This window comes from Lysobacter silvisoli (genome assembly GCF_003382365.1).
Lineage (GTDB): Bacteria > Pseudomonadota > Gammaproteobacteria > Xanthomonadales > Xanthomonadaceae > Lysobacter > Lysobacter silvisoli.
The window spans coordinates 1200508-1225670 of record NZ_QTSU01000001.1; the positions used below are offsets into that span (position 1 = coordinate 1200508).

18 protein-coding genes are annotated in these 25163 nt (G+C 67.4%); 6 read left to right on the plus strand and 12 right to left on the minus strand.

Going from position 1 to position 25163, the window contains the following annotated elements; all coding sequences use genetic code 11:
* Position 1 precedes the first annotated feature (1 nt).
* Together DX914_RS05310 and DX914_RS05315 are read left to right on the plus strand one after the other, a co-directional pair.
* Positions 2-3181, plus strand: a complete 3180-nt coding sequence (locus DX914_RS05310; protein WP_115859139.1) for an efflux RND transporter permease subunit — start codon at positions 2-4, stop codon at positions 3179-3181.
* 19 nt (positions 3182-3200) lie between these two features.
* Complete coding sequence (locus DX914_RS05315) at positions 3201-3482, plus strand: hypothetical protein (protein WP_115857989.1); 282 nt, start codon at positions 3201-3203, stop codon at positions 3480-3482.
* Between the two features lie 21 nt (positions 3483-3503).
* On the opposite strand, the gene DX914_RS20525 is transcribed toward DX914_RS05315, so the two are convergent.
* The 6 genes from DX914_RS20525 to DX914_RS05340 form a co-directional block, all read right to left on the minus strand.
* Positions 3504-3932: a copper-binding protein gene (locus DX914_RS20525; RefSeq protein WP_231118149.1), complete on the minus strand. Its 429-nt coding sequence runs from the start codon at positions 3930-3932 to the stop codon at positions 3504-3506.
* 84 nt (positions 3933-4016) lie between these two features.
* Entirely contained in the window at positions 4017-4373 is a 357-nt protein-coding gene (locus DX914_RS19980; protein WP_147300606.1) for a hypothetical protein, read from the minus strand.
* Between the two features lie 43 nt (positions 4374-4416).
* The gene (locus DX914_RS05325; protein ID WP_115857990.1) at positions 4417-7578 is read right to left on the minus strand and encodes an efflux RND transporter permease subunit; all 3162 of its coding nucleotides are present in this window, start codon (positions 7576-7578) and stop codon (positions 4417-4419) included.
* Complete coding sequence (locus DX914_RS20535) at positions 7575-9056, minus strand: efflux RND transporter periplasmic adaptor subunit (protein WP_115857991.1); 1482 nt, start codon at positions 9054-9056, stop codon at positions 7575-7577. Before DX914_RS20535 ends, DX914_RS05325 begins: the two co-directional genes overlap by 4 nt.
* Positions 9053-10357 (minus strand): TolC family protein, encoded by a 1305-nt coding sequence (locus tag DX914_RS05335; RefSeq protein WP_115857992.1) that lies wholly within the window; start codon positions 10355-10357, stop codon positions 9053-9055. The genes DX914_RS20535 and DX914_RS05335 overlap by 4 nt, the downstream gene beginning before the upstream one ends.
* A gap of 71 nt (positions 10358-10428) precedes the next feature.
* The gene (locus tag DX914_RS05340; protein WP_115857993.1) at positions 10429-10821 is read right to left on the minus strand and encodes a hypothetical protein; all 393 of its coding nucleotides are present in this window, start codon (positions 10819-10821) and stop codon (positions 10429-10431) included.
* Between the two features lie 323 nt (positions 10822-11144).
* Between DX914_RS05340 and DX914_RS05345 the strand changes: the two genes are divergently transcribed.
* Complete coding sequence (locus DX914_RS05345; RefSeq protein ID WP_115857994.1) at positions 11145-12185, plus strand: DNA-binding protein; 1041 nt, start codon at positions 11145-11147, stop codon at positions 12183-12185.
* Positions 12186-12381: 196 nt separating this feature from the next.
* A complete protein-coding gene (locus DX914_RS05350; protein ID WP_115857995.1) occupies positions 12382-12810 on the plus strand; it encodes an Rrf2 family transcriptional regulator in 429 nt (142 codons plus the stop codon).
* A gap of 226 nt (positions 12811-13036) precedes the next feature.
* Here DX914_RS05350 and DX914_RS05355 read toward each other — a convergent pair whose 3' ends face one another.
* The 6 genes from DX914_RS05355 to lexA all read right to left on the minus strand — a co-directional run bounded on the left by DX914_RS05355 (position 13037) and on the right by lexA (position 20358).
* Positions 13037-13417: a hypothetical protein gene (locus DX914_RS05355; RefSeq protein ID WP_115857996.1), complete on the minus strand. Its 381-nt coding sequence runs from the start codon at positions 13415-13417 to the stop codon at positions 13037-13039.
* Between the two features lie 38 nt (positions 13418-13455).
* The gene (locus DX914_RS05360) at positions 13456-14385 is read right to left on the minus strand and encodes an alpha/beta fold hydrolase (protein ID WP_196778827.1); all 930 of its coding nucleotides are present in this window, start codon (positions 14383-14385) and stop codon (positions 13456-13458) included.
* A gap of 74 nt (positions 14386-14459) precedes the next feature.
* Positions 14460-17711 (minus strand): error-prone DNA polymerase, encoded by a 3252-nt coding sequence (locus DX914_RS05365; RefSeq protein WP_196778828.1) that lies wholly within the window; start codon positions 17709-17711, stop codon positions 14460-14462.
* Entirely contained in the window at positions 17699-19117 is a 1419-nt protein-coding gene (locus DX914_RS05370; RefSeq protein WP_115857999.1) for a Y-family DNA polymerase, read from the minus strand. The genes DX914_RS05365 and DX914_RS05370 overlap by 13 nt, the downstream gene beginning before the upstream one ends.
* 9 nt (positions 19118-19126) lie before the next feature.
* Positions 19127-19777 carry a translesion DNA synthesis-associated protein ImuA gene (gene imuA / locus DX914_RS05375; protein WP_425480671.1) on the minus strand — a complete coding sequence of 217 codons (651 nt, stop codon included), beginning with the start codon at positions 19775-19777 and terminating at the stop codon, positions 19127-19129.
* Entirely contained in the window at positions 19753-20358 is a 606-nt protein-coding gene (lexA, locus tag DX914_RS05380; RefSeq protein ID WP_115858001.1) for a transcriptional repressor LexA, read from the minus strand. Before lexA ends, imuA begins: the two co-directional genes overlap by 25 nt.
* Before the next feature lie 607 nt (positions 20359-20965).
* Between lexA and DX914_RS05385 the strand changes: the two genes are divergently transcribed.
* Together DX914_RS05385 and DX914_RS05390 are read left to right on the plus strand one after the other, a co-directional pair.
* On the plus strand, positions 20966-22066 hold the full coding sequence (locus tag DX914_RS05385; protein ID WP_115858002.1) for an efflux RND transporter periplasmic adaptor subunit: 1101 nt from the start codon (positions 20966-20968) through the stop codon (positions 22064-22066).
* Positions 22063-25143 carry an efflux RND transporter permease subunit gene (locus DX914_RS05390; protein WP_115858003.1) on the plus strand — a complete coding sequence of 1027 codons (3081 nt, stop codon included), beginning with the start codon at positions 22063-22065 and terminating at the stop codon, positions 25141-25143. The genes DX914_RS05385 and DX914_RS05390 overlap by 4 nt, the downstream gene beginning before the upstream one ends.
* Positions 25144-25163 lie beyond the last annotated feature (20 nt).

Genomic DNA, 25163 nt, shown 5'->3' on the forward strand with positions numbered 1-25163 from the left:
CATGCTGGAACGCCTCATTCGTTTCGCCATTCGCCACCGCTGGCTGATGCTGGTGCTTACCGCCGCGCTGATCGCGCTGGGCGTGTGGAGCTACCGGCACCTGCCGATCGACGCCACGCCCGATATCACCAACGTCCAAGTCCAGATCAACACGCAGGCACCGGGCTACTCACCGCTGGAGGCCGAACAGCGCGTGACCTACACGATCGAAACGGCGATGGCCGGGTTGCCGAAGCTGGACTACACCCGCTCGCTGTCGCGCTATGGCCTCTCGCAGGTCACCGTCGTGTTCCAGGATGGCACCGATCTGTATTTCGCCCGCCAACAGGTCGCCGAACGCCTGCAGCAGATTGCCTCGCAGTTGCCCGGGGACCTGGACCCGGAACTCGGTCCCATCGCGACCGGCCTGGGCGAGATCTTCATGTACACCGTGGAGGCCGAGCCCGATGCCCGCAAACCCGACGGCACGCCGTACACGGCCACCGACCTGCGCACCCTGCAGGATTGGGTGATCCGGCCGCAGTTGCGCAACACGCCAGGCGTGACTGAGGTCAATACCATCGGCGGCTTCGAGCGGCAGATCCACATCACTCCGGATCCCGCGCAGCTCGTGGCCTTGGGCTTCACGCTGGATGATGTGGTTCAGGCCGTGGACCGCAATAACCAGAACATCGGCGCCGGCTACATCGAACGCAACGGCCAGCAGTTCCTCGTGCGCGTGCCCGGCCAACTCGCGGACCTCAAGGCGATTGGCAACATCGTGCTGGATCGGCGCGACGGCGTGCCCATCCGGGTGCGCGATGTCGCGACCGTGGCCGAAGGCAAGGATCTGCGCACCGGCGCGGCCACCCAGAACGGTCACGAGGTGGTGGTCGGTACCGCTTTCATGCTGTTCGGCGCCAACAGCCGCGAGGTGTCCCGCGCCGCGGCTGCGAAACTGGAGGCCGCCAACGCCAGCCTGCCGGCGGGGGTGCACGCCAAGCCGGTCTACGATCGCACCACGCTGGTCGACCGCACCATCGGCACGGTCGCCAAGAACCTGATCGAAGGCGCATTGCTGGTGATGCTGGTGCTGTTCCTGCTGCTGGGGAACGTCCGCGCATCGTTGATCACGGCGGCGGTGATTCCGCTGGCCATGCTGTTCACCATCATCGGCATGGTCCGTGGCGGCGTCTCAGGCAATCTGATGAGCCTGGGCGCGCTCGACTTCGGCCTGATCGTCGACGGTGCGGTGATCATCATCGAGAACTGCCTGCGCCGCTTCGGCGAGGCGCAGCATGCGCTCGGCCGCGAACTCAACGACGAGGAACGCTTCGACGTGACGGCCTCGGCCACGACCGAAGTGATCCGGCCCAGCTTGTTCGGCCTGGGCATCATCGCCGCGGTGTACCTGCCGATCTTCGCGCTGTCGGGCGTGGAGGGCAAAATGTTCCACCCGATGGCCATCACCGTCGTGCTGGCGCTGACGGGCGCGATGATACTGTCGCTGACCTTCGTGCCGGCGGCGATCGCGACCTTCCTGCGCGGACGCGTGGCTGAGCACGACAACCGATTGATGCGCTGGTCGCGCGCCCGCTATACGCCACTGCTGGAGTGGGCATTGCGCCAGCGCGTGGCGGTTCTGGTTGGCGCTGCGGTACTGGTGCTCGGCAGCGGCTTGCTGGCGACGCGCCTGGGCTCGGAGTTCGTGCCGAGCCTGGATGAAGGCGACATCACCCTGCAGCCGCTGCGCATTCCGGGCACAGGCCTGGAGCAGTCGGTGGCCATGCAGAAGACGCTGGAGCTGCGGATGCGGCAGTTCCCCGAGGTGGCCAACGTGTTCTCCAAGATCGGCACGGCCGAGGTGGCCACCGACCCGATGCCACCGTCGATGGCCGATACCTTCCTGATGCTCAAGCCGCGCGAGCAATGGCCTGATCCGCGCAAGCCCAAGACGGAGCTGATCGAGGAGCTGGAAGCCGCGGCCCGCGAGATTCCCGGCAGCAACTACGAGTTCACCCAGCCCATCCAGATGCGCACCAACGAGCTGATCTCTGGCGTGCGTGCGGACGTGGCGGTGAAGGTGTACGGCGATGATCTGGAGCGCCTGACGCGGGTGGCCACGCGCATCGAACGGGTCATGCGTCAGGTGCCCGGTGCCGAGGACGTAAAGGCCGAACAGGTCACCGGCCTGCCGCTGCTCACCGTCACGCCCGATCCGGCTGCGCTGGCGCGCTACGGTCTGAACCCGGGAGACGTGCAAAACACCGTCGCCACGGCTGTCGGCGGCACCGTTGCCGGACAGCTGTTCGAGGGCGATCGCCGCTTCGACCTGGTGGTGCGTCTGCCCGAATCACTGCGGCAGGACCCGGCAGTGCTGGCCGATCTGCCGATCCCGTTACCGGCCACCATTGATGCCGACGCCGACGAATCCAGCCGCGTCGCGACCTGGCGCAGCGGCGCGCCGCGCACGGTGCCCTTACGCGAGGTCGCCCGGATCGAGGTGCAGCGCGGTCCGAACCAAGTCAACCGCGAGAACGGCAAGCGTCGCGTGGTGATCACCGCCAACGTGCGCGAGCGCGACCTGGGCGGCTTCGTCGGAGAACTGCGCACGCGCATCGGGCGCGATGTGAAGCTGCCCGAGGGCTACTGGGTCGACTACGGCGGCACCTTCGAGCAGTTGATCTCGGCCAGCCAGCGGCTGGCGGTGGTAGTGCCGGTGACGTTGGCCATCATCTTCGCGCTGCTGTTCATGGCCTTTGGCTCAGCCAAGGACGCGGCGATCGTGTTCAGCGGCGTGCCGCTGGCGCTGACCGGCGGCGTGATCGCCTTGGCGCTGCGCGGCATTCCGCTGTCGATTTCCGCCGGCGTCGGCTTCATCGCCTTGTCTGGCGTGGCGGTGCTTAATGGCCTGGTGATGATCGCCTTCATCCGTCGCCTGCGCGAGCAAGGCGATCCGCTGGAGAATGCGGTCCGCGATGGCGCGCTGGGCCGGTTGCGGCCGGTGCTGATGACCGCGCTGGTGGCTTCGCTCGGTTTCCTGCCGATGGCCTTCAACGTCGGCGCCGGTTCGGAAGTGCAACGTCCACTGGCGACGGTGGTCATCGGTGGCATCCTGTCCTCGACCGCGTTAACCCTGCTGGTGCTGCCGGTGCTGTATCGCTGGGTGCACCGGGATCGCACTGAGTCGGCGCAGGTCTGAAGCCCGCGAGGGAAAGCAGATGCACGAAGTCGATATCGAAACCGTGCGCATGGCGATGTTCGTCCACTCCGGCGTGAAGGCGGTGGACTCGCTGCGCCTGTATCGGTCTGTGGCTGGCACGGGCCTGGCCGCCACCCTCACGGTGGCGGCCCCCGATGTCGACCAGACCAACGTCCGCGACACGATCGCCACCGTCCTGCGCGAGCGGTTCGGTATCGACGAGGTGGACTTGCAGTTCCAGGACCCCGGGCCGATTCCGCACACGATCGATATTTCGCGCGGACTGATCGAAAAGAAGTAGAGCCGTAGGTGAGATGGCGGCCTATTTCATCGGCGCGATGCGGGTGATGGTGCTGTCCATGCCCTTGGACTCGAACTCGAATTCCACCTTCTGACCGGGCTTCACCGACGCCACCTGTTCCGGCGATGCCTTGAACGCCATGGTCATCGCCGGCCATTTCAAGGCCTCGACCGGGCCGTGGGCGATGGTGATCTTGCCCGTGCCGGCATCCACCGACTCGACGGTGCCGGTGGCCATCGCCATCGTGGCCGCCTGCGCGTCGCCGGCCATTTGCTTGTGCTCGGCTTCGGACATCTGCATGTCGGCGGCCGTTGTTGCGCCGGCGGACGGTGCGTCATTCGGCATCGGCTGCTGAGTTGCCTCGGGCATGGGTTGTTCCTCGGTGCTGCCCGGTTGTTGCGAACAGGCGGCCAGCAGGACGGTGGAAAACACAATGGCTTGAAGTTTCATGTGGAGCTCCTTTGGTTGGTTGAGCGGGATTTGAACAACACGCAGTGGCGGCGTTTTCGGCCGCCACGAAACGACAACGCGATCTCATCTGGGCGTGGTATCGACCGGTGCAGGGAACACCTGGTCGTACCGGCGCACCTTGCCCTGGACGAGCGAGGCAGCCATGCAGCGCCCAGACACGTCCGTGCCAATCCGTGCCGTACCGACACGATAGTCGCGGAATGTAGGCGCGAACTTCGGGTTGCCTACTTGCTGACGGCGCACCAGTTGGACTTCCTGCCCGGCCGCCAGGGACGAAGCGCGTGGATCCAGGCAGACCTGCAGGTCACCATCCGACACGGATGCAACCGTGCCGAGGCGATTGGCCGGATACAACGAGGCACAGGCACTCAGCAAACCAACGCCGAGAGTAAGGAAAGCAATGAAGAGAAAACGTTTCATGATGGATCTCCAATTCGAGGGGTGAGCGGAACGGACGCGGCGCTCATGTTGCGGTGCCCGCTTTGGCGGCGGGCGAAATGGGACGAGGCAGGAATCGACCGCGCAGCAGCAGGAACGCGGCCGGAATCACCAGCATCGACAGCAAGGGCGCGGTGACCATGCCGCCGAGCATCGGCGCGGCGATGCGCTGCATGACTTCCGAACCGGCGCCACTGCCGACGAACAGCGGGAACAGGCCGGCCAGGATCACGGCCACGGTCATGGCCTTGGGCCGCACGCGCAGCACGGCGCCTTCGCGGATGGCCGCTTCCAGCGTGGCGAGGGTGGCCGGCTCACCGGCGGCGATGCGCCGCTCCCAGGCCTGGCGCAGGTACAGCAGCATGATCACGCCGAACTCGGCGGCGACGCCGCCCAGCGCGATGAAACCAATCATCGTCGCGATCGACACCGCGTGCCCGAGCAACCAGATCAACCATAGCCCACCGACCAGCGCCAAGGGCAGACTGAGCAGGATGATCGCGACCTCGCCGAAGCGGCGGAACACGAGCCAGATCACCAGGAAAATGATCGCGAGCGCTGCCGGCACCACCCACTGCAAGCGCGCCAATGCGCGCTGCAGATACTCGTACCGGCCCGACCACGCGATGCCGTAACCCGGCGGCAGCTTCATTTGTGCGGCGACGGCGCGTTGCAGGTCGGCGACCACCGAGCCCAGATCGCGGCCGGCAACATCGACATAGACGTAGCCGACCAGGCGGCCATTGTCGCTCTTGAGCATCGGTGGCCCCGGGCTGAGCGACACGTCAGCCACCTGGCCCAGGGTGAGCTGCACGCCACCGGGCGCAACCAGCGGCAACTGCATCAGCGCGGTCAGCGAATCGCGCTGCTCGCGTGGGTAACGCAGCACGATCGGATAGCGCTCGCGGCCTTCGATGGTCTCGCCGATCGGATCGCCGCCCACGACGGTGGCGATGAGCTGCTGCAGGTCGGCCTGGCTCAAGCCATAGCGCGCCGCAACCTCCGGCCGGATGCGCACGTCGACATAGCGCCCACCGGTAACACGTTCGGCCAAGGCCGAACTCACGCCCGGCACGGTCCTGGCCACGCGCTCGACCTCGCTGCTGAGCCGCTCGATCACGCCGATGTCCGGCCCCGACACCTTGACGCCAATCGGACTCTTGATGCCGGTGGCGAGCATGTCGATACGGTTGCGAATCGGCGGTACCCACAGGTTCGTCAGACCGGGCACCTTCACTGCGGCGTCGAGTTCGGCACGCAGCTTTTCAGGCGTCATGCCCGGCCGCCACTGGTCGCGCGGCTTGAACGTCACCGTGGTCTCGAACATCTCGATCGGGGCCGGATCGGTGGCGGTGTCGGCGCGACCGGCCTTGCCGAACACGTGCGCGACCTCGGGCACGGTCTTGATCATGCGGTCGGACAGTTGCAGTAATTGCCGCGCCTTATCCGCCGACAAACCGGGCAGCGCGGTGGGCATGTACAGCAGCGTGCCTTCCTCCAACGGTGGCATGAACTCGCTGCCGATACGGCTGTACGGAATCAGAGTCAGTACCAGCAGGAGGCCGCTCAAGCCCAGGGTCAGTCGCGGATGCCGCAGCACCCAATCCAGTACCGGCCGGTAGCCGGCGATCAGCACCCGGTTGATCGGGTTTTCCTGCTCGGGGCGGATGCGGCCGCGGATCAGGTAGCCCATCAGTACCGGAATCAGCGTCACCGACAGGCCGGCCGCGGCCGCCATCGCATAGGTCTTGGTGTACGCCAGCGGTGAGAACAGCCGGCCTTCCTGCGCTTGCAGCGCGAACACCGGCACGAACGACAGCGTGATCACCAGCAGGCTGGCGAACAGCGCCGGGCCGACTTCGGTCGCGGCCTGCGCCATCAGCTGCCAGCGTGCTTCGCCTTCGGGCTCACTGCCGTGTTCCTCGCGCCAATGCTCCAGATGCTTGTGCGCGTTCTCGATCATCACCACCGCCGCATCGACCATGGCGCCGATCGCAATGGCGATACCGCCCAGCGACAGCAGGTTGGCGGTGATGCCCTGGTAACGCATCACGATGAACGCGGCCAGCACGCCCAGCGGCAGCGTGATCACCGCCACCAGCGCCGAACGCAGGTGCCAGAGGAACAGCGCGCACACCAGCGCCACCACCAGGAACTCCTCGCCGAGCTTGTGGGTGAGGTTGCGCACCGCCTCATGGATCAGTTCGGAGCGGTCGTAGACCGGCACGATCTCCACGCCCTTGGGCAGGCTGGTCTGCAACGTCTTCAATCGCGCCTTGACGTTCTCGATCGCGGTCAGCGCGTCCTTGCCCGTGCGCAGCACGATCACACCGCCGGCGACTTCGCCTTCGCCGTCCAGTTCGGCGATGCCACGGCGGAAAGTCGGGCCGCGAGTGATCGTAGCGACCTCGCCCAGCAGCACCGGCACGCCATCCGCGGTGCTGATCGGCACCTGCTCGAAGGCTTCCTGACTGCGCAGGTAGCCTTCGCTGCGCACCATCAACTCGGCTTCGCCTTGTTCGATGACCGAACCGCCGGTAGCGCCGTTGGCCGCATCGACCGCCTCGATCAATTGCGCCACGGTGAGGCCACGGGCGGCCAGCGCCTGCGGGTCGGGGATGATCTGCCAGGCACGCACGGCGCCGCCGACACTCGCGACCTCGGCCACATCGGGAATGGTCTTGAGCTCGTAGCGCAGGAACCAATCCTGCAAGGCGCGCAGTTGGCCCAGATCATGCTGGCCGGTGCGATCGACCAGCGCGTACTGATAGATCCAACCCAAACCGGTGGCGTCCGGGCCCAGCGCGGGGCTCACGCCCTGTGGCAAGCGGTCGCGGACCTGGCTCAGGTATTCGAGCACGCGCGAACGCGCCCAGTACAGATCGGTGGCGTCGTCGAACAGGATGTAGACGAAGGAATCGCCGAAGAACGAGAACCCGCGCACCGCCTTCACGCCCGGCACCGACAGCATCGTCGTCGCCAGCGGATAGGTGACCTGGTCCTCGACGATGCGCGGCGTCTGACCGGGCCACTGGGTGCGGATGATCACCTGGGTGTCGGATAGGTCCGGCAGCGCATCCAGCGGCGTGTGCCGCACGGACCACAGACCGGCGATGGCGAGCAGCACCGCCGCCATCAGCACCAGCACGCGGTTGGCGATGCAGGTCTGGATCAGCCGGGCGATCATGGCTGCGTCTCCGCATCGGCGGACAGCACATCGCGGACAGTGCAATCGGTATCCGCGCCCGGCGCGAATTTCGGCACCAGCTGCATGTCCATGAAGGGCGACTTGCCGGGCTTGTCGAAGTGCTGGTCCGGCTTCATCGGGTCGTACCAGTACTGCACCGGGCATGAGCGCGCGGTGGGAGTAGAGGCAGCTTTCGACGGCACCGGCGCGCTGCCGGTGTTCGGTCCCTCTGCCGGCGGTGCTTTCGCCGGCGACACAGCTTCTGGCGCACTCAAGCGTTCCAGGGCACCCGACAGGCTGGCCTCCGAGTCGATCAGGAACTGACCAGACACGACCACACGTTCGCCGCCTTGCAGCCCGGCAAGGACCTCAGTGCGCCCACCACCACTGCGCCCGGTACGCACGCGCACAGGACGGAAACTGCCGTCGGCGTTTTGCACGATCACCCGGCTGTCGGCACCGGTGGCGATCAGTGCCTCGGTCGGTACCAGCGCCACTGCCGCGCCGGCCTGCGGTTGCAGCGTCACTTCGGCGAACATGCCGGGGGCAAGCACGCCGTCGGGATTGCGCAGCACGATGCGCGCCCGCTGCGTGCGGCTGGCGATATCGACCTGCGGCAACAACGCTTCGACTTCGCCGGGGAAGGTCTGGCCTGGTACGGCGGTGACCGTCGCTTCGACCGGGGTGCCGGGATGCAGGGACATCGCGCTGGCCTGCGGAATCGCCGCTTCCAGCCAGAGCGTGTCGGTTCCGTTGACGCGGAACAGCGGCGTGCCCGGCATCACCGCCTGGCCTTCGCGGGCGAGCACCTCGGTGACGACGCCGTGGCTGGGCGCGCTCAATGTCACGCTGCCATCGCGGGCCATCCCGCTCGGTACGCCGAGCACGCGCAGGCGTTGCTGCGCGGCCGTTTGCAGTTCGCGTGCTGAAGCAGACTGCGCCTGCCGCAGCGCCTGGGCTTCGGCCAGCGCACTGCTCCAGCTCGGCGCCAGCAGCGAGGCGAGTGGCTGGCCTCGCGTGACCTGCGTGTACGGGGCTTTCACCTGCACGCGGCTCACGAGGCCTTCGACGCGGGCGCTCACCACCGATTCCTGGCGCAGATCCCAGGTCAATGTGCCCGGTACGCGCACGGTGGATGTCAGGTGGCTGACTTCGACGTGCGCGGTGCGAATGCCGACGTTCTGCTGCAGGCCGGCGTCGATGCGCACACCGCCGCCAGCGACTTCGTCGGCGTATTTGGGCACCAACTGCATGTCCATGAAAGGCGACTTGCCGGGTTGGTCGAAGTGCTGGTCCGGCACCATCGGGTCGTACCAGTACAGAGCCTTGCGCTCGGCTTGGCTCGCCATCGGCGCGGCAGTCGTCGACATGCCATGACCGGCTCGGCGTTGCGCCCACCAGTAGCCGGTGCCGAGCCCCACGGCCAACAGCGCAACGGCGGTGGCCGCCAATATCAAACGGATCCTCGTGGACGTCACGGTGTGCTCTCCTCGGGCAGCAGGTAAGCCAACGCCGCCCAGGCGCGGCCGAGTTCGCCCAAGTGGCGGGCGTGTTCGATGTGCAGTTCGATTTCATCGCGGCGCGCTTGCAGCCACGGCTGCAAGTCGCCGCCGCCGGCGTAGGCGGTCAGCGCGGTCTTCGCGCGATCGCGGGCCAGCGGGAGGGATTCGGTTTCCTTGCGGGCGACCTGGCGCTGCAGGCCCTGCCACTCGGCCAGGGCGCGGCGGACGGTTTCGGTCTGGACGCGACGCGCGTCCTCGCGCTCGGCCGCCACGGCGTCGAGCTCGGCGCGCTTAGCTGACACGCCCCGGTCCTGCCGATTGCCCGGGAACAGCGGCAAGTCGATGGCAAACTCGACCATCAGCATGTCGCTGCGCGACACGCCGTTCGGCGTCCGGTCGCGTTGCCCGTAGGTCATGCCGAGGCTCCAGTCCGGCCGTTTTTCCGCAATGGCGGCATCGACTTCGGCTTCGGCCAGGGCTTCGCGCGAACGCCACGGCAGCAGCGGTCCTTGGCGGTCAATCGAGGTCAGCAGCGCGGCCGGAGCGACGGGCAGTTCCGTCAACGCGGGCGGTGCGTCCTCGGCTTCCACATCCGCTGGATCCACACCCAGCCACCGCGCCAGTCCGGCACGAGCGGCCTCCAGCGAGGCCTCCGCGGCATCGATCCGATTCTCCAGTTCAAGCGCTGCGGCTTGCGTGGCCAGAGTGTCGGTTACCGTGCCGGTGCCGCCGGCGAGCCGTGCCTTGGCGGTGCGTATAGCGACGGAAGCCGGTTCGCGCAGGGTCTGCAGTGCCACCACTTCGAGTTGGGCCGCCCACAGAGCAATCCAGGCTTCGGCGGCGCCGCGCCGAACCGCCAACCGCTCGGCAACCGAGAGCGCTTCAGCTTGCTCGATGCCGCGATCGGCCACGGCCTGCCGCGCCTGGCGTTTGGCGCGAGCCGGAAATTCCTGCATCACGCCGATCTGCTTCATGGTCATGTCATCGGCGCGGAAGTCGAACGCGTCGGCGCCGGTGACCGGCCAATTCGCCAAGCCCAGCGTCAGTTTGGGGTCGCGCAAGGCGGCAGCGCGGACCGCTTCTTCCTGTGTGGCCGCGATTTGCGACTGGCGCGCCTTGAGGAGAGGAGCGCGCTCGGCCGCCAGGCGCTGTGCGTCATCGAACGAGATGCCGGCCGCGAAGGACCAGGCGGGAGCGAGAATGAAGCCAAGGGCCAGCACCCACGTGGGCCAACGGCAGGCGCTGCACCTGCGGTGCAGCGAGAAAGGAAAGGACATGAGACCTCCGAACACGCAACGACGAGCGCGCCGCCGGGATCGGCAGCGCGGGAATGAGTCGCGTTCGGGGTCTAGATCTGCAGGCTACAGAAGCGTTGTGCCGGCGGAGGATCGGACCGGCAGGTGGGCACGTCTTCGTAGTACTGGGCCTGCACCGGCGGCAGCAACGCCTCGGTCATGGCGAAGTGCAATGGCGGCAGGGCCAGCGCCGGTACCTGTGGTGCTTTGAGATCCGGGCTGGTGACGTGGTCGCGCAGGCAGTGCTGGTCGCATAGGGCTGGTGCCTGCGGATCGGGCATTTCCATGCCTTCGCAGCCCGCCATCACCATCTGCGGCGCTGGCGGCGTTTCGCTGATCGGGCATGCATAAGCGGCGAGCGCGGCCTGCTGGAACAGCAACGCCAGCAGTGCCAGCCACGCAAAGCGGAGGCGGAGCGAACGAGTCCGGAATGCGCGCAGTTTCATCGGCGGGCCTCGCGGCGCAACACGACGCCGTGGCGAGCGGGCGCCACGGACAGGTTACGCGTGAGAGGGGCCAAGGATGGTGACATTGCCGAGTGAGTGTACTGCTGACTGCCGCTTGGAAGCGCGGCGAGTCCGAAAAGTTCCTGGGAATGGCGGTTCCGTACTACCTGACGGGCGCCATTTGCCGTCTGGGCGGTATCAGGCGGGATAAACCACTATTATCCCGTCTGAATTTATAGTTGAATTATACCGATCTCCATAATTTGATTGGTATGTAATTACGTGGTATGTAATACATTACGAAATCGTCTGAGGAGACGGCCATGGCCCGCGGCGGGTTGTACAAGAGCGATGTACAGAAAGCCCGCGACGCGTTGCGCGCACAGGGCAAGCACCCGTCGGTGGACGCGGTGCGGGTGGCGCTGGGCAACACCGGCTCCAAGACCACGATCCACCGCTACCTGAAGGAGCTGGAAGAAGAGGAAGGGCAAGGCCCGGGCGCCAAGGTCGCGGTCAGCGAGGCCCTGCAGGACCTGGTCGGCCGACTGGCCGGGCGCCTGCACGAGGAAGCCGAAGCGATCGTCACCGAGGCCCGGCAGCGATTTGAAGCGCAGCTGCAGGAACGTGGCCAGGCGCTGGAACGCGCCCAGCAGGAAGCAGGCGCGCTGAGCGCCCAGCTCCAGCGCACCGAAACCGCCTTCCACGAAGAACAGACCGCACACGCCGCCATTCGGCAGACCTTGGCCGAGCGAGTGACGGAAGTCGCGCAACTCGGCGAACGCATCGCCGGCCTGACCACGCGCCTGGCCGAGCACGAGGCCCATGCCCAATCGTTGGAGCAGAAGCACCAGCACGCCCGCGAAGCGTTGGAACACTACCGGACCTCGGTGAAGGAGCAGCGCGAACAGGAGCAACGCCGCCACGAGCACCAGGTGCAGGAACTGCAGGTCGCGCTACGGCAGGCCAACGAAACCCTGACCGCCAAGAACCACGAATTGCTGCAGCTCAACCGCGACAACAGCCAGTGGCTGGAGCGACATGGAAGAATGGAACGGGAACTGGCGGACGCCCGCCGGGGCATCGAGGCCCAGCAAAAGGAACTGGACGCGCTGCGGCTTACGGCTGCCGAGCACCAGGCCCTGCAAACGCGCTGGGCGCAAGATACCCAGACCCTGGAGACCGTACGGGCGGAGTTCGCCGCCACTCGCGCCGATCTAACGAAGGAGCGGGAGCGTCGCGAACAGGCCGAGGCCGAGGCGTTGCGCGCCGGCGTACGTTTGACCACGCTGGAGCAGTTGCTGGCGCAGCTGCGGCCCGAACCCGTCGATAATTCAAGCGCCCAAAAAAATCCGGCAACTCGATGATTTCACGGAGGAAATGAAATTCTATGGGGCATTTTTACACGTATCTCGGCTGAACCCCGACATGGAGGCTCCTGAGTGTGTATCAATAAGAGCTACGTAATGGGGCACACGTTTTGTTTCTTTCAAAGATACATATTGATGCGGGCAGGGTCAACGCTGCGGCCGGGGCCGCTTATCCTGCGGTTAGGGAGACGCTATGAAGGACACGCGCTTGTCTGACGTGTTGCACGTGCTGCTGCACCTGGACCAGGTCGAGGAACCGGTGACGTCCGAGGTGCTGGCCCAGAGCATCGGCACCAACCCCGCGGTGTTCCGCCGCACCATGGCGGGCCTGCGCAATGCCGGCTACGTCCAGGCCGGGCGAGGGCAAGGCGGCGGCTGGAAGCTGGCCCGCCCGCTGAGCCAGATTTCGCTGCTGGACGTCTACCAGGCGCTGGGACAGCCGACGCTGTTCGCGATCGGCAACCGCTCGGACCGGCCGGACTGCAAGATCGAACGCAACGTCAACGAAGCGCTCAAGGACACCATGTCGCAGGCGGAAGATTTGTTCCTGCAGCGGTTCGGGGCGATCTCGCTGGATACGCTGGTGCCGAGTCGGGCTGGGCGGTCGAAGCATGAGCGGTGAGGGGGCCGCAGGCGCCAGGCGCTGGATCGGGGTTAATACGCTAAGGGCTTGCTTGGATTGGCCATTCTTCGATTTACATAATATGCATTATGCGAAGTAATAGATCTCTGGAACCCACACCTCCTACGCCGCGCCCTTCGCGCCGTTCGGGCCTGTCTTAGGCCTGCTCATCGGCTTCTCGTAGCCCTCCTGCGCCAATTCTGGATCACTCGCCGCCACCCAGCCCTCAATTCGAGCGACAGCGAACCCAGCCTCCATTGCTCCCGCGCAGTTGCTCCCACCCGTTCTTCAACCGGCGCATCGCCTGGCCGCCGATGCACGCCAAGCCCATGGCGTTGGCGTCCGGCGTGCCGCGTTCTGGCAGGTACACGACCTCGCTGGCGGCGATCGGCCGCCCCAGGCGATGCGGCAAGTCCTGGAACATCTGGCGCTCCAGTTCCTGGCAGATCGTCTTTTGATGCCCCCATTCGTAGCGCTCGCAGCGCAGGTCGGTTTGGGTCAGCGGTGTCGGCTGTTTCGGGGCGGCCATGCGCGGGCGCGGCTTGGGCTCCACGGCGCGGATCTGGGCGGCGGCTGTTGCTGAGACCAGCAGCAGGCAGACGAGCATCCCTGCACTTCGCATAACGTCCCCTGACGTTCTTGTCCTCAAGCCAAGGTATCGAGAAAACGTCGGACGAGCACGCTCACTTCTTGCAGGTGGGTTTCCAGCAGCCAGTGGCCGCCGTCGTCGAGTAGGTGCAACTGTGCCTGAGGCAAGTCCCTCAGATAGGCGCGCGCCGACGCCTCGGGCATGTAGCCGTCGCGCGGGCCCCAGACGATCAAGGTCGGCGGTGTGTGCTCGCGCAGGTAGGCCTGGTACTTGGGGAACCATTCCAGGTTTTCCTTCAGGCCCTCCATCAGCGCCACGGCGATCTTCGCGCGCTGGGAGGTGGTCAGGTTCCAATGCAGCGTCCACAAATCCGGCGGGATGCGCTCGGCGACATCCGGGCCGACGTCGTTGAGGAACTCCTCGCGATAGCCCTGCTCGCTGACGGCATCGACCAGTTGCCAGCGGCTTTCGGCGTTCGGATGCTCGAAATGCCGCAGGAGCCCCTCGTACTTGGGGCCCAGCGTGTCGGCGTAGATGTCGCCGTTCTGGATGATCAAGCCGGCGATTCGTTCCGGCGCCTGGATCGCCAGCCTCAAGCCGATCTGCGATCCGTAATCGTGCAGGTACAGCACGTAGCGCTGCAGCCCTGCCCCATCGGCGAACTTGGCCAGAAAGCGGGCGTAGCCGTCGAAGCTGTAGTCGAAATCCTCCGGCGTGTCGCTGTAGCCGAAACCCGGAAAATCCGGTGCGACCAGGCGCCAGCGGTCCGCCAGCGCGGGCATGAGGTCGCGGAACTCGTACGAGGAACAGGGATAGCCGTGAGGCAGCAGCACGGCTGGTGCGTCCGCCCTTCCCGCCTCGCGATAGAATATTCGGTGGCCGTCGACCTTCGTATAGCCATGCCGAACGGCGTTGGAGCCTGTGCTCATCGTCGCTGCCTCTCGCTTGATCCGTATCGCCATGGAAGGCGGCAGCGGGTTGCGCATGCGTGAAGATCAGGTTCGCTACCTGGCACTGGCCGTTAACAAGCAGGCCACACGTGCGACTGGATGTGTGGACATCAATGAAAATCGCGTGAAACTACGCTCAACTCGCCCAACAGGTGGCTCAAGTCCCGCAAGTCGTTGGCGATCAGGTGCTGCACGCCGTCCACGTGTTCCCAGCGCCCGCGCACGGCCAGCAGGCGCGCGCCCAGCAGCGCCTTGCGCTGGCGTAGCGCCACATGCGACCACACCACCACGTTGACCATGCCGTGCTCGTCTTCCAGGGTGACGAAGATGGTGCCCTTGGCGGTACCCGGGCGCTGGCGTTGGGTGACCAGTCCGGCGGCGTGCACGCCGCGACCGTGCTTTACGTCGCGCAGTTGGCGCGAATCCAGGATGCGTTGCCGCTGCAGGCGCGCGCGCAACAGGGCCAGCGGATGCGCCTGCAGGGTCAGGCCGACGGTGCGGTAATCGGACAGCACGTCTTCGGCCGCGGTCGGTGCCGGCAGGGCGACGGCGCTCTCCTCGGGGCTACCGGGCAGCAAAGGGCGTTGGCGTTCGATGCCGGCCACGGCCCAGCGCGCGGCGTGCCGGTGGCCGGCCAGGGCTTGCAGGGCGCCGGCTTCGGCCAGGGTATTGCGGGCTTTCTCGTCCAGGTTGGCGCGCAGGCACAGGTCGCGCAGGTCGGTGAAGGGATGCTGTGCGCGTGCAACGACGATGGCGTTGGCCGTGGCCTCGGATAGCCCAGCGACCTGACGCAGGCCCAGCCGGATCGCCGGTTGTCCGCCGTCGTCCACGCCTCGGTGGTGGTGGCCGCCTTCCAGGGTGTTGTCCCAGTCGCTGCAGGTTACGTCTACGGGCAACACGTCCACACCCACGCGCTCGCTGCGACCGCGCCGCGCATCCTGCACGATCTGGCTGGCCGAGTAGAAACCCATGGGCTGGGCATTGAGCAGCGCGCAGGCGAAGGCCGCGGGCTCGTGGCGCTTCAGCCAACAGCTGATGTAGACCAGTTTGGCGAAGGAGGCGGCGTGGCTTTGCGGGAAGCCGTAGGAGCCGAAGCCTTTGATTTGCTCGAAGATCTGGTCGATGAATTCGGAGGAATATTTCTTCTTCTCCATCAGTTCGCGAATACGCACACGATGGGGTTCCATGTCTCCTCCCCTGCCCCATGCCGCCATAGAGCGTCGCAGGCCATCGGCTTGTTCGGTCGAGTACCCCGCATGAATCACGAGTTCCATTACCTGCTCTTGGAAGAGCGGAATGCCCAAAGTAGGGCCTAAGATGTCCTTTACCTCATCGGACGGATAAGTCACCGGCTCTTTACCTTGGCGCCGCCGCAGGTAGGGATGCACCATGTCGCCCTGGATGGGGCCTGGACGAACGATGGCCACCTCCACCACCAGATCGTAGAAATCCTTGGGCTTCAATCGCGGCAGCATGCTCATCTGCGCGCGCGATTCGATCTGGAACACGCCCACGGTGTCGGCGATCTGGATCATGGCGTAAGTGGGAAGGTCGCCCGGCGGCAGCCTGGCCAGGTCTATCGCGTAGCCACGATGCCGCTCCACCAGGGCGACCGCCTTGCGTATGCAGGTCAGCATGCCCAACGCCAGGCAATCGACCTTCAACAGCTTCATCGTCTCCAGGTCGTCCTTGTCCCACTGGATGATGGTGCGGTCGTCCATGGCGGCGTTTTCCACCGGCACCACCGTCGACAATGGCTCATCGCTGATGACGAAGCCGCCCACGTGCTGCGACAGATGGCGCGGGTGATCGCGCAGCAACGCAGTCACCGCCAGTACTCGAGCAATCAGCGGGTTGTCCGGATCGAAGCCGGCCTCACGCAGGCGCTGGTCCATCGGCGTCTCGCCGTTGCCCCAGCCATAGCACTCGGCCAGCAGCGCGACCTGGTCCTGCGGCAGGCCGAAAGCCTTGGCCACGTCGCGCACCGCGCTCTTGCCGCGGTAACGGATGACGGTGGCCGCCAGCGCGGCGCGGCGGCGGCCGTACTTGTTGTAGACGTACTGCAGCACCTCCTCGCGCCGCTCGTGCTCGAAATCCACGTCGATGTCCGGCGGTTCGTCGCGTTCCTTGGACAGGAAGCGCGCCATCAACAACCGGCTCTCGGACGGATTGACCACGGTGATGCCCAGGGCGAAGCACACCGCCGAGTTGGCCGAAGAACCGCGCCCCTGGCAGAGGATGTCTTTCGATTTGGCGAAACGGACGATGTCCTCGACCGTCAAGAAGAAGGCCTCGTACTTCTTGAAGGCGATCAGTTCCAACTCGCTGTCGATCTGTGCGGCGATGCCCGGCGGCACGCCTTCGGGCCAGCGGTTGCGCATGCCGCGCTGGGTCAGCTCGCGCAACCAGGTGGCAGGCGTATGCCCGTCGGGCACCAGTTCGGCCGGATAAGCGTACTTCACCTGATCCATGCGGAATCCGCAGCGCCGCGCCAGTTGCACGGCGTTTTCCAGCAGTTCGTGCGGATAGATATTGCTCAGCGCTCGGCGCGTGCGCAGATGCCGTTCTCCGTTACGGAAAAGATGCTCGCCGCACTCGGACAACGGGCTGTTATGACGGATCGAGGTCATCACGTCCTGCAACAGTCGCTGGCGGCGCACGTCCATATGCACGTCGCCGCTGGCGACGGGCGTCATCCGCAGGCGCAACGCCAGCGTCAGCAGCTGTTCCAGGCGCGCCTCGTCGTCTTGCTCGCGATGCAGCTCGACGGCCAGATGCGCGCGTTCGCCCAGCAGGCTGCGCAGCCAACGCCCCTGTTCTTCATCGGGCACCTGCGCCGGCAGCCATAATGCGTACAAGCCCGGCGCGGCCGGGTCGCCCTCCCCCACCACGCGCTCCACATCCGCCCGGCTGAGCTTGTAACTGCCTTTGACGGCGGCACGGCGTGCGGTGGTGATCATTTCGCATAAGCGGGCATAGCCGGCCAATGTTTCCACCAGCAGCACGAACTTTGTCCCGCAGGTCAGTACGAACTCGCTACCGACGAGCAGATCCATGCCTGTGGCTTTCGAGGCCTCGTAACCACGTACGATGCCGGCCAAAGAACACTCGTCGGTGATCGCCAGCGCCTTGTAACCGCAACGCACGGCTCGCGCGAACAGGTCCTCCGCGCTGGACGCGCCGCGTAGGAAGGAAAAATCCGACAGGCAATGCAGCTCGGCGTAGGCCGGCAAGTCGTCGTCGCTGGGCGCGTCGTCGTTAGCGGCCTGCAAAGCCAGGCGCTGCGCGACTTCCCAGGCGCGCGGCGGCGAGCCGCCTGGGGAATCGTGTTCGCGTTCCTCGCGCCGGCTCATGCGAACCATCCGTGCAGCATCCAGCCCTCGCGCTCGCCCGGCGGCGCGAAGGCCCAGGCCAGTTGGCCCTGCGAGGTTTCCAGCACGTAGTAATCGCGGCGCGCATCCTCGCCGTCCCACCAGCCGCTTTCCAGGCGCTCGGGACCGGAGACGATGCGCAGGCGCGAGTCGCGCAGCGGCACCGGCTGCGCCAGCAGCCAGGCCGGGCGCGGCGGCCGCGCCGGCGCCGCGCCGATGCGGGCGTCGTCGCCTTTCACGCAGCGCCAGGCACGTTCCGGGCGCGGGTCGCCGGCCGGGGCGACGCGATAAACGGCCTCGTCGCCCAGCCGCGCGCGCAGGCGTTCGCGCAGCTGCGGCCAGGGCAATTGCTGCTGACTGCGCACGTCGAACAAGTCGCGCTCGGCCGGCACGAACGGCGGCAGTTCGCGCGCCAGCAGCCGCAAAGCGACCACCGGCTGCTCGATCTGCACGCGCTCGAGCCGGTTGCGGGTGAGTTCGAACAGCATCGCCGGTTCGCGCTCGGCGGCCAGCAGCCCCACCTCCACGTCGCTATGGCCTTCCTCGTGTTCCAGCCGCAGCACGAAACGCTGCACGCCGCCGTCGCGTATGGACAGGTAGGTGCACAGGTCGCCGATCAGGCGCCGCAGCGGGAACAGCAGCGCGGTATGGCTCTCGACTTCGTAACCCAGTTCGATGCGCGCATCGAAATGGTCCGGCGGCGCGTAGTACGCCAGCGGATCGTCGGCCTGCCCGCTCAATCGGTCCAGGTGTCCCAGCAGCGGCAAGCCGAAGCGCCGGCGCACCGCATCGCGCGGCAGCTCCAGCAGGGTGCGCAGGTCGCGAATGCCCATGCGGTGCAGGCGCTCGCCGGCTTCTTCGGGCAGGCGCGCACGCCGCACCGGCACGCGCGCGAGCAGGTCGCGCATCGCCGCCGGCTGGTTCACCGCCAGGCCGTCGCGCAGGCCGGCGAACACGTGCGCGGCGCGCGGCGTAGGCGCCAGGGCGATGCGGTGCTGGAAACCCAGCGCGGACAGCTCCTCGCGCAGCCGCGCCTCGATGCGCGGCCAGGGGCCCAGCAGGCGAAAGCTGGCGCGTACCTCCAGCACCAGGCAGCCCGGCCATTGCGCGCTGACCAGCGAGCTGTGGCGGTAGGCCCACGCGGCCAGGAAGCGTTGCCAGCGCGCCTCGGCCTGCGGCTCGTATTCGACCATGGCGAAATCCGGCAGCAGCGCGTGCGCGGCGGTCAGCCGCATGCCGGCACGCAGGCCGGCCGCGGCCGCGGCCGCGTTCACCGCATGCAGGCTGCGCAGTTGCGCCGGCCCTTCGACCAGCGCCAGCGGCGCTTCAGGCTCGGGCAGACGCCGGAGGACGGCATCCAGCGCCAGTTGCGGCAGCAGTACACAGGCCCACAGCATGCGCGCGCCTCACCCGGCCCTCATCGCGAACGCCTGCGCCGGCGCCGGACCGCCGCGGCATTTGCGCACCTGCCAGGCCACGGCGTTGCGCACATCGCGCACGGCCTCCAGGCGCAGCGCGGCCGGCGAAGGGTTGCCGGCATGCTTGCGGTCGCGTAGGGCGAACCCCAGGCATTGCCCGCTGTCGGCGGCGACCTGCAGGCGGCGCAGCGCCTGCGCATCGGCCTGCGCCGGCCAACCCAGCACCGCCGCGCAGGCACCGCTGCGCAGGCATTGTTCGAAGGCCCATAAAGCATCGCGCGCGGACGCGGCCACGATCTCGAGCATGGCCAAGTCCACGCCACCCGCCTGCCAGGCAGGCGCATACGGAATGTAGGGCGGCGCGATCACCGCCACGGTGCCGCCTTCGCGGCTGAGCCGCGCCAGCGTGGGCATCAGCAGCGCCAGTTCGCCCACACCGTCGGCGGGCAGCAGCAGTTCGGTCAGGGCGCGGCGCGGCCAGCCGCCCTGCGGCAGCAGCGCATCGAGCGCGGCATGACCCGTGGGCTCGCCGTCGGCGGCGATCGCGGCGTTGCGGCCGGCGTGCCACAACGAGCGCGTGGCCAGCAGCGTTTCCAGGGCGGCCACGGCGCCCACTAGCCCTTCCGCACCAAACCGCAGTAGACGCCCTCGATGGCGAAGTCCTGCCCCGCTTCCACCACGATGGGCGCGTGCGCGGCGTTGCGCGGCAGCAAACGGATGCCGTGGCGGCCGCGCTGCAAGCGCTTGATGGTCAGCTCGCCGTCGATGCGCGCGACCACGGTCTGGCCGTCGCGCGCATCGGACGTGCGGTGCACGCCGACCAGATCGCCGTCGACGATGCCGTCCTCGATCATGGAATCGCCCTGCACCTTGAGCAGGTAATCGGGCTGCGGCGAGAACATGCGCCGGTCCAGCCACAGCTGTTCGTCCAGGCCGATATCCGCGCCGATGGGCGGGCCGGCGGCTACGCGGCCCAGCACCTGCAAGGGCAGCAGCGGCGCCGTGCCGCCCGGCAGCCGCAGCCCGCGCTTCTGCCCCGGCGCCTGTTCCAGCAGACCCTCGGCCAGCAGCGCCTGCACATGCTTTTGCGCGGCATTACGCGAGGCGAAACCGAAGGCCTCGGCGATCTCGGCCAGACTGGGCGACCGCCCGGAGGTCAGCTCCCGGCGCAGGTAGGCCAGGACGGCGGCACGCTGAGGGGGCAGATCGGGGGTGTCCATTAGGTGTACATTTGTACACCCATCCGGGTCTGGATGCCAGGGGTGGGCCGTTCCGGCGGACCAGCGGCAGGCACCCCGCCGCGCGCACGCTTGCGGAAACCTCATAACGTCGCCGGCACGTTCATCCCATGCTTGCGAATTGACTGCCCCGTCGCATGCACCAGCGCACGATCGCCTTGACTGCCGACAGGCCGCTGCCGATCATGCGCGGGAATACGAATCGACAGTGGCGCAATGGCGCTTACGGGGAGAGGGCTCCCTGCCGTGGAACGGTTGGAATCCAACATCAGGCGTGTCCGGCTCGGCGGTTCGGGAGCCTGCGCCATTCCAACTCCACTCGCGTCGTATCGCCGTGTCGTCGCGTCGCCGGATCTTGCAGATCCGCGTGCCGCCTCCCCTACTCCGAGCCAGGCCACTTTCCTAGCCGCCCTGCAGCGCCCGTACTCACGGGGCCGCGGGCTCGCCGTTTGGCTCATTAATCCGTTCTTAAACTCGTCCGCCTACGTTGGTCGCGATGCGCGCAGAGATTGCGTCCGCCGCCCAGTCAGCGCGGTCGCGGCTGCGATCTTCGCGCCTCCTCTTTACCCCTACCCTCACGGAACCCCCCATGCGCGCACGCCCCCGGCGTTGGCTAGTCCCCCTCCTGTTGTGCTTGTCGCTGGCGGCGTGCGGAGGCGCCAAGGAAGACGAAGACACCGCTAAGACCTCCTCCGGCCTGACCGTGTCGCTGGCGCCGGCGCAATACCAGCCGCTGGCGCGCGCCGCGGTAGTGTCCGGGCCGGTGTCGGCATTCGAGGAAATGCAGCTGGGCGTGGAGCTCAGCGGGCAGCGGGTGACCGCGCTCAAGGTCGATGTGGGACAGAGCGTGCGCAAGGGCCAAGTGCTGCTGGAGCTGGACCACCGCACCTTGGACAGCGAACTGGCGCAGGCCGAGGCCTCGCTGCGGCAGGCGCAGGCCTCGCTGTCGCTGGCCCAGGTCAGCTACGAGCGCGGCGCCAAGCTGGCGGCGCAGCAGCTGATCAGCGCCGGCAACCTGGACGAGCTGCGCGCGACCCGCGTGCAGGCCGAAGCGCAGACGGCCACCGCCCGCGCCGGACGCGATGCCGCGCAGCTGCGGCGCGACTTCGCCGAGCTGCGCGCGCCCGCCGACGGCGTGATCTCCAAGCGCCTGGTGCAGGCCGGCCAAGTGGTATCCGCCGGCACCGAGCTGCTGCGGTTGATCCGCGACGGCCGCCTGGAATGGCGCGCCGAACTGCCGGAGGAACAACTGGCCACGGTCGCGGTGGGCAATACGGTGGAATTGCCGTACGGCGGGCAGACCATCACCGGCCGCATCCGCGCGGTAAGCCCGGGCGTGGACGCGCAGACGCGCACCGGCACGGTCTATGCCGATCTGCCGGAACCCGGCGCCTTGAAGCCGGGCGTGTTCGTGGAAGGCCGCATCCTGACCGGTGCCGGCCGCGCCCTGATGGTGCCCAGCGCCGCGGTGGTGCAGCGCGACGGCCATAGCTATGTGTTCACCATGAAGGACGCGCAGACGGTGCAGCGCAAGCGCGTGCGCACCGGCCAGACTTCGCAGGGCAAGGTCGAGATCCTCGAAGGCTTGAAGGAAGGCGAACGCGTGGTGGCCGAAGGCGCCGGTTTCCTCGGCGATGGCGATCGCGTGCGCGCGGTCTCGGCCCAGGCCGCGGAGAACAAGACGCCATGAATTTCTCCGCATGGGCGATCCGCCGCCCGCTGCCGGCGGTGATGGTGTTCTTCGTGCTCTGCGTGGCCGGCCTGTGGGGCTTCTACCAACTGCCGGTGGCGCGCTTCCCCGACGTGGCGTTCCCGATGACCACGGTGACGGTGACCCAGCCGGGCGCCTCGCCCAGCCAGTTGGAAGCCGAGGTCACGCGCAAGATCGAGGACTCGGTCGCCACGGTGAACAACGTCAAGCGGGTGATGTCCACGGTCAGCGAGGGCGTGAGCACCACCAGTATCGAATTCCTGCTGGAAACCGATCTGGCCACCGCGCTGGACGACACCCGCGACGCGGTCACCCGCATCCGTACCGACCTGCCGCAGGACATCCAGGAGCCGGTGATCGCCAAGGTCGACATCGGCGGCACGCTGATGACCTACGCCCTGGTCGCGCCGCAGATGACCGACGACGAAGCCAGCTGGTTCGTCGACCGCGAGGTCACCCGCGCGATGTACGGCGTGCCGGGCGTGGCCCGGGTGACCCGTGTGGGCGGCGTGCAGCGCCAGGTGCGCGTGGACCTGGACCCCAACGCCTTGCTCGCCTACGGCGTGACCGCCGGCGACGTGTCGCGCCAGTTGGCCGCGATCCAGGTCGAACGCGCGGGCGGCAAGGCCGAACTCGACGGGGCGCAGCAGACCATCCGCACCCTGGGCACGGTCGGCAACGCCCAGGCGCTGCGCGATTACTCGATCAGCCTGCCCGACGGGCGCGCGGTGCGCTTGTCGGCGCTGGCCAAGGTCACCGACGCCGCGGCCGACCCCAGCGAGGCCGCGCTGCTGGACGGCCGCGACGTGGTCGCGTTCTCGATGTCGCGCACCCGCGGCTCCAGCGAGGTCAAGGTGGAAGCCGGCGTGCACAAGGCGCTGGACGAACTCAAGGCCGCGCACCCGAACATCGACTTCCGTCTGGTCACCACGCTGATCGACGAGACCCACCGTTCCTACGATTCGTCGATGACCATGCTCTGGGAGGGCGCGCTGCTGGCCCTGCTGGTGGTGTTCCTGTTTCTGCGCAACTGGCGCGCGACCTGGGTGTCGGCGCTGGCGCTGCCGCTGTCGATCATCCCGACGTTCGCGGTGATGTATTTCTTCGGCTTCACCTTGAACCTGATCAGCTTGCTGGCGTTGTCGGTGGTGGTGGGCATCCTGGTGGACGACGCCATCGTCGAGATCGAGAACATCGTGCGCCACCTGCGCATGGGCAAGCCGCCGATCGAGGCCGCACGCGAGGCGGCCGGCGAGATCGGCAACGCGGTCATCGCGACCTCGCTGACCCTGGCGGCGGTGTTCGTGCCGGTGGCGTTCATGCCCGGCATTGCCGGCAAGTTCTTCCGCGAATTCGGCTGGACCGCGGCCACGGCGGTGCTGTTCTCGCTGCTGGTCGCGCGCCTGCTGACGCCGATGATGGCCGCCTACCTGCTCAAGCCGCACGGCGAGGAGAAAGGCGACTCCAAGCTGATGCGCTGGTATCTGGGCTGGGTGGACGCGGCGCTGCGCCATCGTGCGCGCACGCTGTGGATCGCCACCGCGCTGTTCTTCGCCTCGCTGGCGCTGGTGCCGCTGATTCCGGCCACCTTTATCCCGAGTTCCGACGTGGGCCGCAGCAACCTGAGCCTGGAACTGCCGCCGGGCACGCCGCTGGAAGAGACCAAGGCGGTGTCCGAGAAGGCCCGCCAGTTGCTCAAGGACATGCCCGAGCTCAAGCAGGTCTACACCGCCATCGGCAGCGTGCTGGACCTGGGCGATCCCTCGACCACCGGCACGCCCGATGCGCGCAAGGCCACCCTGGTCCTGGACTGGGGCGTAGCCGACGACCGCGAGCGCGGACAGCGCGAACTGGAACGCGACGCACGTGCGCGCCTGGCCGACCTGCCCGGCGTGCGGGTGAGCTATGTCAGCTCCGAACCCGGCGCCCTGCTGCAGCTGGTGCTGTCGGGCGACGATCCGCAGCACTTGCAGGAAGCGTCGACCGCGCTGGAGCGCGACCTGCGCGGCATCGAGGGCCTGGGCAGCATCACCTCTTCGGCCTCGCTGCTGCGGCCGGAGATCCAGATCCTGCCCAACCCGGCCCGCGCTGCCGACCTGGGCGTGTCCACCGCCGACATCGCCGAGGCCGCGCGCATCGCCACCGCCGGCGACTACGAACAGCGCCTGGCCAAGCTCAACCTGCCCGACCGGCAGATTCCGATCCGGGTCGGCTTCGCCGAAGCCACGCTGTCGAACCCGGCGCTGATCGGCCAGCTGCGCGTGCCCGGCCGGTACGGCCCGGTGCCGCTGGCCTCGGTGGCGGAGATCCGCATGGGCAGCGGCCCCTCGCAGATCTCGCGTTACCAGCGCCAGCGCAACGTCACCCTGACCGCCGAACTCAACGGCCGCCCGCTGGGCGATGTCATGGAGACGGTGCAGAAGCTGCCCAGCGTGACCCATCTGCCGCCCGGCGTGAGCTTCCTCAACACCGGCGACGCCGAGGTCTTCATCGAGCTGTTCGTCGGCTTCATGCTGGCGATGGCGGCGGGCCTGATCTGCATCTACATGGTGCTGTTGCTGCTGTTCAACCATGCGCTGATGCCGCTGACCATCCTGACCGCGGTGCCGCTGTGCGCGGGCGGCGCGTTCGGTGCGTTGCTGCTGACCCAGAACATGCTGTCGCTGCCGGCGCTGATCGGTTTGCTGATGCTGATCGGCATTGCCACCAAGAACTCGATCCTGCTGGTGGACTACGCGGTGATCGCCGAGGACGAGCACGGGCTGAGCCAGCACGATGCGCTGATCGACGCCTGCCGCAAGCGCGCCCAGCCCATCGTCATGACCACCCTGGCGATGGGCGCGGGCATGATGCCGATCGCGCTGGGCTTCTCCGGCGACTCCAGCTTCCGCGCGCCCATGGCCATCGCGGTGATCGGCGGCCTGATCACCTCGACCCTGCTCAGCCTGATCGTGATCCCGGCGGCGTTCACGGTGATCGACGATCTGGGCGAGTGGATGACCAGGCGCTTCCGCCATCGCTCGTCGCATCCGGCGCAGCATCCGCCGGCGGCTTGATGCCGCATGGGTCTGCGGCC